Source organism: Ensifer sp. YR511, assembly GCF_900103045.1.
GTDB classification, from domain to species: Bacteria; Pseudomonadota; Alphaproteobacteria; order Rhizobiales; family Rhizobiaceae; genus Ensifer; species Ensifer adhaerens.
On record NZ_FNGR01000035.1, the window covers coordinates 46823 to 62676 of the forward strand.

Here is a 15854-nt window from a genome sequence, read left to right on the forward strand (position 1 = left end):
GGCAAGATAACGCACGAAATTGCCGAAATGCGGACCGGCATCGAGGCTACCGGCTCGCTCGATCCCAACCGCAAAGGCTCCCCCGGAACCACCTCCTGATATGGCAAGCATAGTCGGCCTTCCTTTCAGAACGACCGGCCTCCAGGGTCATAAGCTGAAGCCGATGGCCGCGGATCGTCAACGTGGGCTCTGATGTTCTCAAATCCTCAAATCTCGGCGCGTTGAGCTTCCGAGGCACTATAGACTGGACGGTCCGCCGGGACACAACCGCTTGAAATGACCGCCACAAGGATCGACAGCGTTTAGACACGACAAGAAGGTATGACTAAGCGTACGCTCACTTGGTACCCGCGGCCGCGAGCGTGTCCTCGCGGCAATCGCCGAACCGACCCTAAGGAGGGCGGGTTTTCCCAATCCTCCGCCGTTACAGCTCGCCACCGCGAATGCGCATAATTTGAGCTGGAGAGCGCAAAAAGGAATTGCGACGCTTCCACTTGATACATTATGCGATCCCGGACGCACTAAGCCGGAAAATAATGAGATCGCTACCTAAACCGACTATGGTGGGTTGCACTCATCGCTCCTTCATCGCACTCGACGACACTTCGGCGAGCGGCGAGAACAGGTACTCAAGGATCCGTCGCTGCCCCGTCTTGACCTCGACGGTCACGGACATGCCCGGTGACAGCGGAACAGCCCGGCCGTCGACGAGAATGTCAGTCTCGATCGGTTCGATGACGACGGGATAAACGAGGTTCTGCATGCGTTGCGCGTTGCTGAACGGGACCGAGGTCTGCAAGCTCGCGGAGGAAGACTCTTCCGTCTGCCTGGCGTCCGGCTCCGGGATCGCGTCGGTGGCGACGCGGATGACCTTGCCGTGCAAAACACCGTAGCGAGTGAAGGGGAAAGCCTCGACCTTGATCACCGCCTCCTGGCCTGCTTCGACGAACCCAATGTCGCGGTTCGGCAGATAGGCTTCGATCTCCAACTTTTGGCCGGTCGGCACGATGCGCATCAGTTCCGTGCCGGGTGACAGCACCTGCCCGACCGTGGTGATCGCCGATGCCTGGATCACTCCCGTCTCGGGGCTCCTGATCGTCATCGCCGAAAGCTTGCGGTTCGCTTTCGCAAGTTCCTGGTCCGTCTGGTCTGCTTCGCGCTGGGCCTCGGCAAGATGTTGCGTGTTGTCGGCGAGGAATTGGCTGAACTGGCTTGCCCCCTCGCTTTTGATTACGTCGAGAGCGATCTCGGCTTCTTTGGCCTCGCCCCGCTGTGAGGCAAGGTCACGCTCGGCTTCCAGCAAGGTCTCCTGGGCGTCGATCATCGCCGCCTTGCTGCCCGCTTCCGCATCGACAAGTTTGCTGCGCATCGTCACCCGTTGCGCAAGGGTCGCCACAAACACCTGCTGCGCGGCGATCGTCCCGGCCAACCGCTCGATTTGGGCCTGCCCCTTGCCAAGCTGAGCGCGCAGGTTGGCGATCGTGCTGACGAGCTTCGCGATCTCGGCGGCATAGACCTGTTGCTCACGCGCCTGGAGGATTTTGCTGGTCTGTTCGGGAAACTTGATTGCGCGATTCGAAGGGCCGCCTGCCCTCTCCCAGGCACTTGCCTGTGCCCACATGCCGACCACGTCGTTCAGGGTCTGCCTTCGCGCGATCTCGGCCTGAAGCGCTTCGAGGCGGAGGGCTAGGGCCCGTTCTTCCGCCTTGGCCGTGGTCGGGTTGAGCTCGATCAGGATCGCATCTTTCTCCACCCGGGCGCCGTTGACGGCATTGGCCGCGATTACCCTCCCCGGCTCCTCCGACTGCACGACCTTGACGCGGCCGATCGGCTGGATCTTGCCTTGGGCGGTTGCGACGATATCGAACTTGCCGAAGTACGCCCAGATGAGGCTGAGAGCCGCCAGCAGGCAGATCAACCAGATCATCGCTGCGCGCACCGGCGAGGCTGGCGTCTCCAGGATTTCGATTGCCGCCGGCAGGAATTCCTGGTCGGCACGACTGACCGGCTTTTTTGGGCGTGGCTGATGCACGTTCATGCCCGCACCTCCGCAGTCACGTCGGCCATGCCGTTCTGCAGACGCCAGAGATGCGCATAGAGCCCGTCGTTCTTCGCGAGCAGCTGGTCATGCGTGCCGACCTCGACGATGCGCCCCTCCGACATGCCGATGATACGGTTGCATGAACGAACGGTCGCCAGTCGGTGGGCGATGATGATGACAGTGCGGCCGCGCACGATCTGGCGCATGTTGGCAAGCACGATGCGCTCGCTGTCGTAATCGAGCGCGCTGGTCGCCTCATCGAGGATCAGCATCGGCGGGTTGGTCGAAAGCGCTCTCGCGATCGCGATCCGCTGCCGCTGACCGCCGGAGAGATTAGCGCCGCGTTCCTCTATCATCGTGTCGTAACCGTTCGGCAGCTTAGCGATGAACTCGTCGGCGCCGGAAAGGCGAGCAAGGCTGATCACGGCTTCGCGTGACATTGCCGGATTGGAAAGGGCAATGTTGTCGTGGATCGTGCGGTTGAACAGCAAGTTCTCCTGCAGAACGACGCCGACATGCGAGCGCAGCCAGGCCGGATCGACCTGGGCAATGTCCTGGCCGTCGACAAACACCTGGCCGGTGTCAGGAATGTAGAAGCGCTGCATCAGCTTGGTGAGCGTCGATTTTCCCGACCCGGACGGGCCGACGATGCCGATCACCTCACCGGGCTGAATGTCGAGATTGATGGTCTTCAGGATCTCTGGGCCGTTCGGGGAGTAGCGGAAGCTGACATTCTTGAAGCCAATGGCGCCCCGCGGCTTCGGCAGGGCAACCGGCTGCAGCGGCCGCGGCTCGGCCGGCGCATTCAGGATATCAGCCAGACGCGTCACCGAGATCTGCACCTGCTGGAAATCCTGCCAGAGCTGCGACAGCCGCAGGATCGGCTGCGACACCTGGCCGGCGATCATGTTGAAGGCGACCAGCGCGCCGACGCTCAAACTGCCGTCGATCACGGCTTGAGCGCCGAGCATTAGAAGTGCAGCACTCGTCAGCTTGTTGACGTACTGGATGGCGTTCTGGCCTTTGGCAGCCAGCATGGCGGCGAGAAACGAAGACCGCACATAGGCTGCAAGCCGCTCTTCCCATTGCGAGGCGACCACCGGTTCGATCGCCGAGGCTTTCAGCGTCTGCATGCCGACGACGGATTCGACCAACAACTGCTGGCTATAGGCGCCGCGATCGAATTTTTCGTCAATGCGCTCGCGCAGGAATGGCCGGATGAGAAAGCCGATGGCGACGTAGAACGGGATCGAGGCAACGACCACCCAGGCGAGCGTCGTCGAATAGGCAAAGAGCACGGCGATGAAGACGAAGGTGAAGATGAAATCAAGACCGCTGAACAGCCCCTGCCCGGTCAGGAACTCGCGGATCGTCTCGAGCTCGCGCATGCGTGCCACCGTCTGGCCGGCGGCGCGCGTCTCAAAATAGCTGAGCGGCAGATTGAGCAGATGGCGAAATAGACGACGGCCCAACTCGACGTCGATGCGGCTCGTCGTGTGGGTGAGCGCATAGGTGCGCAGATATTGTAGCACTACGTCGAAGAGGCCAATCGTGACCAGTCCAACCACGAGAACGGTCAGTGTGGAATAACTGCGATGCGCCAGAACCTTGTCGACCACCACCTGGAAGAACATCGGCGTCACCAGCGCGAACAGCTGGATGAACAGGCTGGCGATCAGCACATGGCCGAGGGACCTCCGATAGCGCCAGATTGACGGCAGGAACCAACGAAAACCAAACACCGTCGCCGACGCACCGGCGCCCAGGAACTTACGCTGCAGCAGGATCAAGCAACCGCCGGTCAATCGCAGGAGTTCAGCGGCATCGACCTCGCGCGTTTCCATCGTCGCGGGATCGACGAGGCGCAATTCTCCTGATGAGGTCGAGCCGGCAAAGATCGCGAACCTGCCATCCGCGAGGCAGGCGATGGCTGGCGTCGGCAATGCGGTGAGCCGCGCTGCGGACACCGCAGAGACATGCCGTGCCTTCAAACCGGCGAGCTTGGCGGCCCGAAGCAGGTCGTCGGCCGCCGCCTTTTCACCGAGCGCCAGTTGTTTGGCGATGACTTCGGGTTGCGCGGCAATGCGGTAGTAGCCGGCGACGAGGCAGAGAGCCTTCAGGCCGGAATCGATATCCAGCGCCTCGGACTCCGATGCGACAGGATGGTGGGGGCCAAGGGGCGCGTTCATGATCGCTAAGCGTCAATTTTCTTGAGAGGAGATTGATAGCGAGGCCCTCGGGGACTTCAGCCGTCCGGGGGCCTCGCTTCAGCAACGAATGGCCCTAATAGGCAACTGGTGTCTCGAACCGAGAGGGTCGAGACAAGACTTTGACGTCGCCAACGAGTGTCCGTGTTCCGTCACCTTTCAGGTAGCTGCTGGTCCCGGTAATAGCGGAGCCGTCTGCAAATTGGCGCGCGCCCGCCGTCGAGGGCACAAGCTCGATCAGGCTAACGTCGGCCTCAGCCAGCGTCCGCAGTTCGCCTGCATCGGTAGCCCCGTTTTGGTTGGCGTCTCGCCAAATGCGGAACTCGCTCCAACGGGCATCACCCGCGTCCAGTTGATTGTTGCCGTTCGTGTCGAACACCAGACGCAGGGCCTCAAGATCGCTGAGTTCGGCCTGTTCTTCGGCAAGCTCATCGTAGGTCTTCCACATGGTGAACGCGAGTTCCTTGGCCTGGTCGATGAGACCATCCGCACCGGAGCTTCCGTCGGAGGCAAGGTCAATCGCCAACCATCCATCATTCGGGCCAATCCAGCCGGTCCCGTCAGAGACACCGTCGCCGTCCCAATCGAACCGTGGGCCATTGCCGGCTTCGAATTCAGCCGGCGAGAAAATCCGTAGATCAATGTGATTGTCGCCGTCGAGGTCAAGCACCACCGGTCTATTCATCAGGCCAAATCGGTTGGCGACATATTGCGGGTACATACTTAGGACAGTCCGGTCGCTGCCGTTTGTAACCTGGTACAATGTGTTCTGGATACCAACCTCCAGCCTGCCGCGATCCTTGTCGTACGGAAGCCACCAGCTCAATTGGTCCGCTGCGTAGCGGCGCATTTCTCGAATTCGCGCGAGCTGCAGATCGGCAAACAACGGTTCGTTGAGGCCCGCCAGATCCGACTGAGCCCGTCCATCAAAACGCTGGTAGCCGGCATGCGGCGCGCGCCCTTCGGCATAGCCATTAGCCCGCCAATGTTCGAACGGATTGAGGCCACCATTTCGAATGTCCGCGTTCTGCTGCAGATAATAGTTGCCGTCAAACCAGGCGTTTGGCCGACGCCCTTCCTTCCAGCCGAACTGGTTGTAGTGCTCGATTGCCGGCGCATGCCAGCCGTTGGCGATGTCCGGGTTCATGGCGAGATAGTAGTTCGCATCGAAGGTTGCCATCTGGCGGGCTGTGCCTTGCCCGTTAAAGCTGAGCTCCTCGACCGAGCCGTCATCCCGCTTCTGGAACTGGGCCGTCACCTGTCCGGCAGCATCGATATATTGCTCCAGGTACGACCAGGGCTGGCCATTGCTCGGATCCCAGAACTTGGAATGACGGGTGTTGTTGCTGAAGAACGCGGTTTCTGAAGTCAGCGCTCCGCCAGCGTTCCTCGCTTGCACGAACCGTGCCCAGGGCTGATTGTTCGCGACATTGTAGGTTGTCGTCTCTGTCGAGCCGTCATCCCAGCGGTTCATTTGCCACTCGACAGCATTGGCGCCGTTGACGCGTTGCTCTATGTACGACCAGGCTTGGTTGTTGCTTGCGTCCCAATGCTTCACGAAGCGCGAGTTGTCTCCCTGATAGGCGGCTTCGGACATAAGCGCGCCACCAGCGTTTCGGGCTTCGACGAGCCGCGCCCAAGGCTGGTTGTTGTAAACGTTGAACCGCGTCGTCTCACTGGACCCATCGTCCCATCGGTTCATCTGCCATTCAGTGGCGTTCGCGCCGTTGACCTGCTGTTCGATATAGGACCAGGTCTGATTGTTGTTGACGTCCCAGTGTTTCACGAGACGCGAGTTGTTGGCCTGATAGGCAGCTTCAGTTGCGAGCGCACCTCCAGCGTTTCTGGCCTGGACAAGGCGTGACCACGGCTGATTGTTATAGACGTTGAACGTCGTTGTTTCCGTCGAGCCATCGTCCCATCGGCTGACTTGCGATTCCTGGGCACCTGCGGTGTTGAACACTTGGGTAACTTGCGACCAGGGCTGGGCATTCGAGGGGTCAAAGAGTTCGACAGTCCTTGAGCCATTGTCGTTAAAGGTCGCTGTCTGCGTGATCCGCCCCTGCGCGTCGACGAGGTGTTCCCGCCGGCTCCAGGCCTGATTGGCGAGCGCATCATACTCGGTTCTGCTCGTCAGCACCCCTGCCGTGGAGAACACCTGAGCTTCATAGAGTTGACCGCCGGGGGAGCGATAATAGAAGTCGGTTCTGGTCCCGTTGTCCTGGAATTGTTTCTCTAGGGTTTTCACGTCCCCAGCATCGAATGTCTGTTCAACGCGCAACCAGCCGTTCTGGTTGAGTGCGTCGTAGACGACAGCACTCGTTCTCTTGCCGGCTGTGTCGTACGTCGTCGTCGATAGCAGGCCGCCGTTGGCCGCGTAGTTGCGGGCTTCCTGAACCACCCCACCCGGCGACCGGTAGGAGAACTCGGTGCGGGTTCCATCGTCCATGAATTGCTTCTCAAGCGTTTTGACGCCTGCCACGTCGAAGGCCTGCTCGACTCGCACCCAAGGGTTCTGGTTCGAAGGGTCATAGAGGATGGCGCTCGTCTGCTTGCCCGCGACGTCATAGTAGGTTCTGGACAGCATGTTGCCATCAGCGGCAAAGCTCTGGGATTCCTCAATGACCCCGCCCAGTGCGCGGTATAGAAGTTCCGAACGGGTGCCATTGTCGAAGAACTGCTTCTCCAATGTCTTGACGCCCGCTGCATTAAACGTCTGCTCGACACGTACCCATGTCTGTATGTTTAACGGGTCATGGAGGACCGTGCCCGTCTTCCTGCCTTGCGCATCGTAAAGCGTTCTCGAAGTCAATGCGCCGTTGGCGGCAAAGGTCTGGGACTCGTAGATCAGCCCGTCAGCCGCCCGATAGAGCAGTTCCGCCGTGGTGTTGTCGTCGAGGAACTGCTTCTCGAGCGTTTTCACGCCTGCGGTGTCGAACGTCTGCTCGACCCGTGTCCAGGGATGCTCAGTCAACGAGTCAACAAGTACCGTGCTCGTTCGCCGGCCCTGGGCATCGTAGAGCGTTGTGGACGTCAACGCACCGTTGCCAGCAAAGGTGCGGGATTCATAGATCAGATCATCGCTGGCGCGATAGTAGAGGTCCGCCGTCGTGCCGTCATCGAGGAACTGCTTCTCGAATGTCTTGACGCCAGCTTCATCAAACGTCTGTTCGATCCGTGACCAGGTTTCGGCATTGGCCGGGTCAAGATGTGTGACACCGCGAACCACGTTCAACGCATCGAGCACTTCGGTCATGCGGACCGCGCCGCTCTCTGCGACATAGGTCGTGCGCGTTGACGTTCCGTTTGCTGCCCGGACCTGTTCGTCCAGCGTCCGCCCGGCACCATCCGTGGTCTTGCTATGGACAATATTGCCGAAGGAATCGACACTGGCCCGCCCGCTCTTGGTGATCGCGCCGGCGTTGTCCCTGGTGACCGATGTTCGTTCTGTCCCACCACTGCTCAACCGGGTCGTCGTTTCAACAAATTCGAAGGAGCCGTCGTTATTTCCATCCCTCCTGAAGACGTTCACGATCCCATCATGACTTACTTCATAAAGGCCGCGTGATTTCACGCTGCCGTCAGCATTGGTTTCGACGACGGTGGTTACGACGCTGCCATCAATGCGGGTTTTGGATTCCATCGAGACTTCGAAACGACCATCACCATCGACATCAAGCGATGTGGTTTTGGCTTGGCCGTCGGGCGACGTCGTCGTCTGTGTAGCCGCAGGAACCTTGTCATTCCAGTAGGTTTCGTTGTTCGCCTTTTGATCCTGTTTCCGCGCTCCGACATTGTTGGTGACAGAGGTTTGTCGAGTACCAGAGGCGAGGACGGTTTCCCGTACGGTTTGGTCGAGCACACCGTCCCCGTCGACGTCACTGGTTTCAGTGTAGGTTTTGCCATCGGCGCTCGTGATCTTGGTAGTCTTCGAGCGTAGCTTGCCTGACCTCAGATCGGTCTCAGCAACAATGATTTCCCGGCTTCCATCGGCAAACAATGCGTTCTGCTGGACCTTGCGTGTTTCAGCAGTCCCGTCAGCATTCCTATCAAGCTCGCTCACCAACGATAGGCCATCGGCAGCTTCCGTCGTCGTCATTCGGCTCGCCATCGAACCGTTGGCGAAGCTTGTCACTATGGAGACCCGGCGGCCGTCGACGGTGGTCGTGATCTGCTCGCTTTGATCCAGTTGGCCATCGCCGTTGGTGTCCCGGTCGATCTGCACGAGCCGCTTATCGTCGGAAATGGTCGTCGTGACCCTTTCGAATAACTGGTTGGCCGCATCACGGACGTTATCGATCTTGACCGAGCCACCATCGGCGCGTTCTCGCAATACGGAGACCGTCGTGCGCGACGCAACCCCGTCGATGCCCGAGATATCCTGGACCGTGACGGTCTTGCCGTCAGCGCTGGTCGTCGTCGTCACTGTCGAAAGCACGGCGGCATTTAACCCGGTGGACGCAACCGTGTGCATGAGGGTCCGGTCCGCGTTCAGAACCTTGGTATCGATCTGCCGTTGATCAACCGTTCCATCGCCATCAGCGTCAAGTTGCCTGGAGCCGACGAGGCCATTGGCGGAAGCAGACGTCGTCAGGCTGCGGGATCTCTGGCCGTTCTCAAACCGCTGGTCGGTCGTGGTCCGCGAACCGTCAGCATTGAGCACAGTCACCTTGTCTTGGCGACGCGTGAAGGTACCGTTGCCGGTGTCGTCCCACTGCAGACTTTCGGTGAGGCCGTTTCCGCTGACCGAGGCGAGTTCGCGTCCTTTCAGGACCAAGGCGCCGTTCTCGCGGCTGCTATAGTCAGTGGTGACGGTCCTGGTGCCATCAGCAGCGAACGCGGTGCTCTTCATCACCTGCGCATCGACAACGCCGTTGCCGTCGAAATCGAAAGTCGTAGATTTCGACAGGCCGTTGCCACTGGTGTCGACCACCGTCTGGCGCACGACGGTCTGACCGTCAGCACCGTAGTCGGAGAAGACCTGATGTGTCGTGCCATCATTCTGGAGTTGCGTCAAAACGAACTGGTCTGCGACCAGGTCTCCGTCCATATCTCTGGTAGTTGTCGTGGTCCGCTTGTCGGCGCTCGTCCATGTACCCGCGTAGCTTTCCCGTGACCAATCGGCGTTGAAGAACAGACGATCGTTGCTGGTCGATCCGTCCTGGTTGATGGTGGTTGTCTCCGCGTAGGCTCGAAGCGTCGCATAGTTGCCATCGGCGTAGACAATCTGCTTGGTCAGTCCATTTGCGCTCGTCGTTGTTCTCGTGCCGCCGCGCAGGGTCCAATTGCCATTGAATTCGCCATCCATGACGATGGTCGAACCATCGGCTTCGATCGTCGTCTCGACCCTTCTGTGCAGATCGGCGGTACCGTCGCCGTTAAAATCGAAGGTCTTCGTTGTCATCAGCCGGTTCGCTGAGACAATCGTGACACTAGCGCTCAACGCGGCTCCGACTGCGCCTTGCTCGGTGACCGAATGGACCTGTTCGCCGTTGTCATTGATCTTGTCTTCAATCCACCAGTCACTGACGCCATTGCCGTCCTGGTCAATCGACTGGCTTGTCAGTTTGCCGTTCGCACTCGTGTTCGTCTCGGTCCTGGCAACAAGCGTGCCGTTCCCGGCGCGCTTTTCGACCGCCATATAGGTGGAGCCATCGGCATTGAACGCCTTCCACTGGACCGTCGTGTCATCGACGACACCGTCGCCGTCGAGATCCGTGGCTGTCGTTGTCGACAAACCAGTGGCCGAAGTCGTAGCCGTCGAGCGCGCAGTCAGACTGGTACCCGCCCGACAGACCGTCGGCTGAGACTGCCTTCGACGTTCTGGTGACAACGCCGCCATTAGGCGCCAGCGTTGTTATCGTCGTTGTCGCTGAACCATCGGGCGCAACGGCAATCGTTGCGGTCTCATCGGCTGAGCCGTCACCATCCTTATCATCGGAAATCGTAGTGTTGGTTCGGTCAGCACTCTTGGTCGTTACCCGCCGCGAGAGCAGCGATCCGTCGCCGCTCCGCTCCTCGATCGTTTCTGTCCAGGTGCCGTCGGCGGCAACGCTGGTCACATTGCTCGAAACCCTGTCGATGACATCATCGCCGGTCAGATCAGCCGAGACGACCTTCGAAAGGCCGCTCGCGCTGTTAGTGGTGATCGTCTTCGATCTCAGCGACCCATCCTCGTTGCGAACATGCGCGGTCGTCGTAACCGCACCATCCGCGGCCAAGTCGGTGGCAACAGACCGGCGCTCGTCAAACCGGCCATTGCCGGCGTGATCGAGGTCAATCGACTGAGCACGTCCATTCGCCGAGATCGCCTCGACGCTTCTCGCCAGCACCGTGCCGTCAGCAGCTGTTGAGGTGATGGTTTTGGTACGGTTACCGTCCGCACCGATCACCGTCACTTCGGTTCGAACCAGGTCGAACGTGCCAGCGCCTGTGGAGTCGGTGTTGGTGACTTTCGTGAGACCGTCTGCAGACGCCGCGATCACGGCACGTTTCAGAATGGCACCGCTCGCGCTCAGTACTTCGACGGTCGTCGACGTGGAACCATCGGCATTCGCAGCGAACACCTGTCGTTCGTCCGTGATACCGTCACCATCATCGTCGGACAGCGTGGTGACTGTCCGCTTATCGCTCGCGGTAATCGTCGTCGTGCGGCCGGAAAGAGATCCATCTGCCCGGTAATCGGAAACCGCTCTGGTTCGCGTGCCATCCGCCCCGATTGTGAGGATCGAGGTCTGGCTTCGGTCGAATGTACCGTTGCCGTCGTCATCATACCGCGTCGTCGTGCTCAATCCGTCGGCACTGATCGTCACGAGCTCCCGGAACACGACGGCGCCCGCCTTCGTGAAACCGGAGATGTCGGTCGTCGTGGAGCCATCCGCATTGGTGACGGAACTGCGCTTGATGATGTAGCCCGTCGCGTCCCCAGCGAGCACAGCGTCGCCGACAGCGCCCGTCGTGCCGTCGGTCCGCGTGAAGGTGGTCGTGCCGGTAATCGCCGAACCGTCACTGAAGACGCGCCCCGTCCCGGTTGGGGTCAGATCGATCGAAGCGATCCCAAGCGAGGCGAGCGACACCAGCTGGTCGCCGACCATCACCTTGAATTCGTTCCAGCGCGCATCGCCAGCGTCGAGTTTGCCGTTGCCGTTGGTGTCGAAGACGCTCTTCAGCGCCGCCAAATCGCCGCTCGCGCTTGGATCCCACTGGGCAAAGGCGAACTCCTTTTCTTCGGTGATCTTGCCGTCGCCGCCGAGGTCTATGACCAGGACACCGTTGCCGTCGCCGGCCCAGGCGGTACGACGCTCGTAACCGTCGCCGTTCGTTTCAACGAATTTCGAAGAAGATCCCAGGGGGGTAATGTCCAGACCGTTTCCCGTAAGGTCCATAATAACTGGAGCTCCGACCCACCCTCCTCCTCGTGTTGGTGGCTCCCTGAAATCAGTGCGGGTCCGCGTGCTTGAGCCGGCGCCCGTAGCTGCACTTCCGCGCCCAGATCCGGAAGCCGAGTACGTTTCACTGCTGACGCGCCCAAAGTCGCGGTCATCCTTGTCCTTTCCGGGAAACGACCGCTCCGGCCGTGAAGTGGGGGTCCGGCCGACGTCGCGATCATCCTTGTCCTTGCCTGGGAATGACCGATCAGGTCGCGCGTTCGGTGTGGGTCCTTCCGAAGGTGTTCGGGAGTACTCGCCGGACGAAGATCCCCCGCCCCGCGCAGAAGAAGATCCCAGGCTACCCGAACCCTTGCTGCCCGAGTTCGACGCGCCGCCGTAGTTGCCAGCCCCGTAGCCGTTACTTCCACGATCGTTGCGGTCCTCGCTGGTCGATCCACCAGATCCTCCGACACTGGTGCCACCCCGCGCAGGGTTGCCTCCTCCTCCGCCGGTGCTGCCGGTGCCAAGCTGATCGGGCCGCGGTGTTGCTACGACAAGATTGGGCCTCAAATCAACGGGTGAAAAACTCCCAAGCGGACCGAGCTGTGCTACCAGAGGCGCCGCCGGGTCGATCGCCATCGGTCGAATGGGATCAAGCATATAGGGCTGGACCGGCGGGTTCGGCAATGGAACCGTCGTCGGATCAAGAATGTATGGCTCAACCATTGAAGGTTGCGGGGGGGTGCTTGTCGGTTCCGCTGTCTGCACGTCAAGCGGGGTCGTTGGCAAAGCGAGGCGGTCGACGGGTCTTATCTTTTCTGAAGGCGTATCGTAACCAGTACGAGGACCTGTGTATCCGCTATGGATATGGCCTCCAAAGTACGGCCCACCCGGCTTGCTGTAGGGGTCAGATAAATCGAAATCTAAATCGAACCAATGACCACCCGCGGTCCAGGGTTGCTGAGGTCTCGACCCTTGAACAGTGGGCGAAGGTGCAAACGATTGGAAGGTGCCCATTTCGCCAAGCACATCGAGGGTATTGGTTTCATATCCGCGAAGCGTCAGCCCAAGGTCGCCCGCGGCGCGAGCGGATGAACGCCCCACCGGCTGAAGCGAAGGACCACCGATCCCATCCTTGTAAATAGAATCAATGAAGCTGCCCGTAACGTTGCCTGCCGCCATGCCGGCGAGCATCCCCAAGCCTACCCCGGCCATCATACCGAATGGGCCGGTCATTACGCTGGAGGCCCACGCTCCCGTGGCCAATCCTGCAAGGAGGCCAGCACTCGCGGTTATGGATCCCTTTACAGCGCCGTATCCGCCTTCCATCATGTAACCGGTACCAATCGATGCAACAAAGCCGGTTACCGCGAATAAGCGAGTTGAAAATCCAAGAAGCTTTTCGGCTAACGGAACATCGTCTCCGGCCGACCATATCATGTAGGCACCAACCACGCCCTCATGAAATAGAAGGTTGTTATTAAGTCCATCCGAAAAGGTTTGCAGTTCTTCTTTGGTTTTCATTATTATCCCCCCAGCGACGTAAGGTACAAATTGATACTAATTTTTACGGAAAGAGATCTTACACAGCATTACCGAAACGCATAGATACACGCCGTAGATGTATACTCCACTCTTAATCAAATTAACTTCAACACTAGAAGAAATTGACATCTTGAATTTAGAGTATGTATCGGACATCGGGTCAAATGATGCGTAGGCTCCAAACCCAAAAATCAAAATAAAAGGCAGAATACTCCCACCTATGTGGTAATTTACTGGCTTGAAGAATCGTGAACAAAGCAACAATATGATGAACGCGACCATGATTGCACTCATAATCGATCGCATAGCAATGAATTCACACTTCTGCCTATATGAATAAGCCGTTAAATTCAGGCTATTCTCTACCCATCCATTGGGTGGCCACAAATATGTAAGCCATCTTCTCGAAACAAACTCGCAGACAGTTTGATCTGAGAATTGATCTTTAAACGCGTATATTATGAACGATGTGGAAATCGCCCCCAATACAACCAGAACTATTTTCTTAATAATTTTTTCCGCTTCCAGGCGCTGGGTCGCATGCTCTTGGGCGGCTTTACTAAAAACGTCTGTTTCTTTTTCATCATTCATCGCGTTGGGCCGATATCATCAGATTGTATGCAGGAACAGTCCGGTCGAAGCGCTACCGCAGCGCGCAATATTGCTAAAATGTCATAAGTTGCAATAGGGGAAACTACAATTTCCGAGGCATAAGAGGGGCGAATTAAATCTTTTCTTCATACTTATTGAGACGTCCGCTGGGTCCCCGCAAACGTTATGCTAAAACGCCTACGTCCCAGTCGATACATTATGCGATCTGCTTGGCCTAAAGGGTGAACATACGCGCAACAACCATAAATGTGTTTCCATCGTAACCGGCCGATTGCTACCGCGGAGATTTTGCTTTGATGCGGGCGATAAGTTCTTCGTGAGCGCGACGAACAGCCCACTGCTTTCGGCGTTGACGGAACGGCAATAGCGATTTTTCTCAGAACTTCTGCTTTGCCCGCTTCGGCATAAAATAGGTTCGTATACTGGCGAGTGCTTCGGCGACCTCAGCAGCATCCTGGCGGGTCGCTTGCCGTTTTGTCTCGCCGAGCTTGCGGATGGGCGCGATGATGTCGCCAGTGACGGCATGACCTCGAAGAACCGGCTGCCAAAGCCTCGGCGCGTATCCTGTTCCCAACAAAAAGCAGAGGTCCCAATCGAAGGGATCAAAGGTTTGATCATCGAGCCTGGTGAACCTGGGCCGGTGGTCTTTCGGCGTTTCGGCGAGGCTTGCCGATATCCGGTTGTATTCCGCAACGATGGTTTGCACGGCCCGATGCTCGGTTGTTTCCATCGGCAGGTTCAGGGCCTCCGGGCCAGTCAGCTCCGGGATCCACTGACGTGGGTCGATAAACTTCGGGCCGATGATAAGAGCCGTGAGATAGCCATCGAGACCGCTCATCGACCAGATCGGCGACACCGGACGACGTGCCCTGATGAAGGCTTCGAACGCCTCGTCATCGAGCTTCGGTCGTGCCGTTGTCTGTTGGTTGTTCTGTGTCATGCCGCCCGTTGCTCCTGACCTGCAATGCTCTCGCGGTCGGCCTTCCAGGCCCATGGAAAGAGTGTGTCCATCTGGTTCGCGGTCACCTTGCCGGAGATGATGCGTTCCAGCACATCGGCAAGCCAGACCTCGGGGTCCACACTATTGAGCTTTGCTGTGTTGACGAGCGATGCCAGGACCGCGAAGGTCTTGCCACCGCGTTCGTTGCCCACGAACAACGAATTCTTCCTCGTCAGAGCCACCGATTTCATCGAACGCTCGACCACATTGGAGTCCACTTCGATCCGTCCATCCTCCAGGAAGGCTGCCAGTCCGCTCCAGTGATTGAGCGTGTAGGAGACAGCCTTGCCCAACGCCGATTTTGACGACACCTATTGGCTCAGTTCCGTGAGTTGGGCCTTCAGTTCGCTCATGACGGGCGCTGCCTCGCGACGCCGTACCACCAACCGGGTATCAGCACTTTCGCCGCGCAGTTTCGCCTCGATACGATAGACCTCGGCGATCCTGGCCAGGATCGACAGCGCCTCCGAAGAACCAGTCAGCTTGACGACTTCGACGAACTTGCGTCGGGCATGGGCAAGGCAGAAGGCCAGTCGCATCGGGGCGACATTGCTCTTCCCACGGCGCTTGGCCAAAGTTTTATAGGCTTGGTAGCCATCGACCTGAAGTACGCCGGCAAACGACGACAATTGCCCCTCGATCTCGCGAGCGCTGCGGCTTTCGGCAAAAGTATAGGCGACCGCGGGCGGCGCCGGACCATTCCACGGTCGGTCATCGACCGCCTGAGCCCACAACTGACAGACCTTGGTTCGTTTGCGCCCTGGATCAAGCCGCGGCAGCGGGGTCTCATCGCAAAATACCCTCGGCTGGGAGCGGATAAATGCTAGCAGCGCATCATAGAGAAGCTCAAGCCACCAGGCGACCCGCGTCACCCAGGCGCCGAGCGTGCCGCGATCGATGATGACGCCGCAGGAGGCAAGCATCTGCGCCTGGCGATGCAGCGGCAAATGCCAGGCGAACTTCGAAACGGCGACATGGGCGGCAAATGCGGTGGTCACCATGCCGCCATCCATTACGCGCGCCGGCGCCGAAGCCTGGACCATGACGCTCTCGCAGGCCCGGCATGCATAGCGCGGCCG

General features: G+C 59.0%; 5 protein-coding genes and 1 pseudogene. All 6 read right to left on the reverse strand.

The genetic code is table 11. From position 1 onward, the window contains the following. Positions 1–574 precede the first annotated feature (574 nt). On the reverse strand, positions 575–2038 hold the full coding sequence (locus tag BLU15_RS32865) for an HlyD family type I secretion periplasmic adaptor subunit (protein ID WP_090301172.1): 1464 nt from the start codon (positions 2036–2038) through the stop codon (positions 575–577). Continuing rightward, positions 2035–4230, reverse strand: a complete 2196-nt coding sequence (locus tag BLU15_RS32870) for a type I secretion system permease/ATPase (protein WP_090301173.1) — start codon at positions 4228–4230, stop codon at positions 2035–2037. Before BLU15_RS32870 ends, BLU15_RS32865 begins: the two co-directional genes overlap by 4 nt. Positions 4231–4324: 94 nt before the next feature. Beyond that, on the reverse strand, positions 4325–9985 hold the full coding sequence (locus BLU15_RS32875) for a hypothetical protein (protein WP_090301175.1): 5661 nt from the start codon (positions 9983–9985) through the stop codon (positions 4325–4327). Further along, positions 9936–13142, reverse strand: a complete 3207-nt coding sequence (locus BLU15_RS39215) for a hypothetical protein (RefSeq protein ID WP_143034315.1) — start codon at positions 13140–13142, stop codon at positions 9936–9938. The genes BLU15_RS32875 and BLU15_RS39215 overlap by 50 nt, the downstream gene beginning before the upstream one ends. A 1009-nt stretch (positions 13143–14151) precedes the next feature. Next, complete coding sequence (locus BLU15_RS32890) at positions 14152–14715, reverse strand: UPF0149 family protein (RefSeq protein ID WP_090301182.1); 564 nt, start codon at positions 14713–14715, stop codon at positions 14152–14154. Beyond that, positions 14712–15854: pseudogene (locus BLU15_RS32895) on the reverse strand (IS66 family transposase); the annotation flags it as partial. The gene BLU15_RS32890 and the pseudogene BLU15_RS32895, both read right to left, overlap by 4 nt.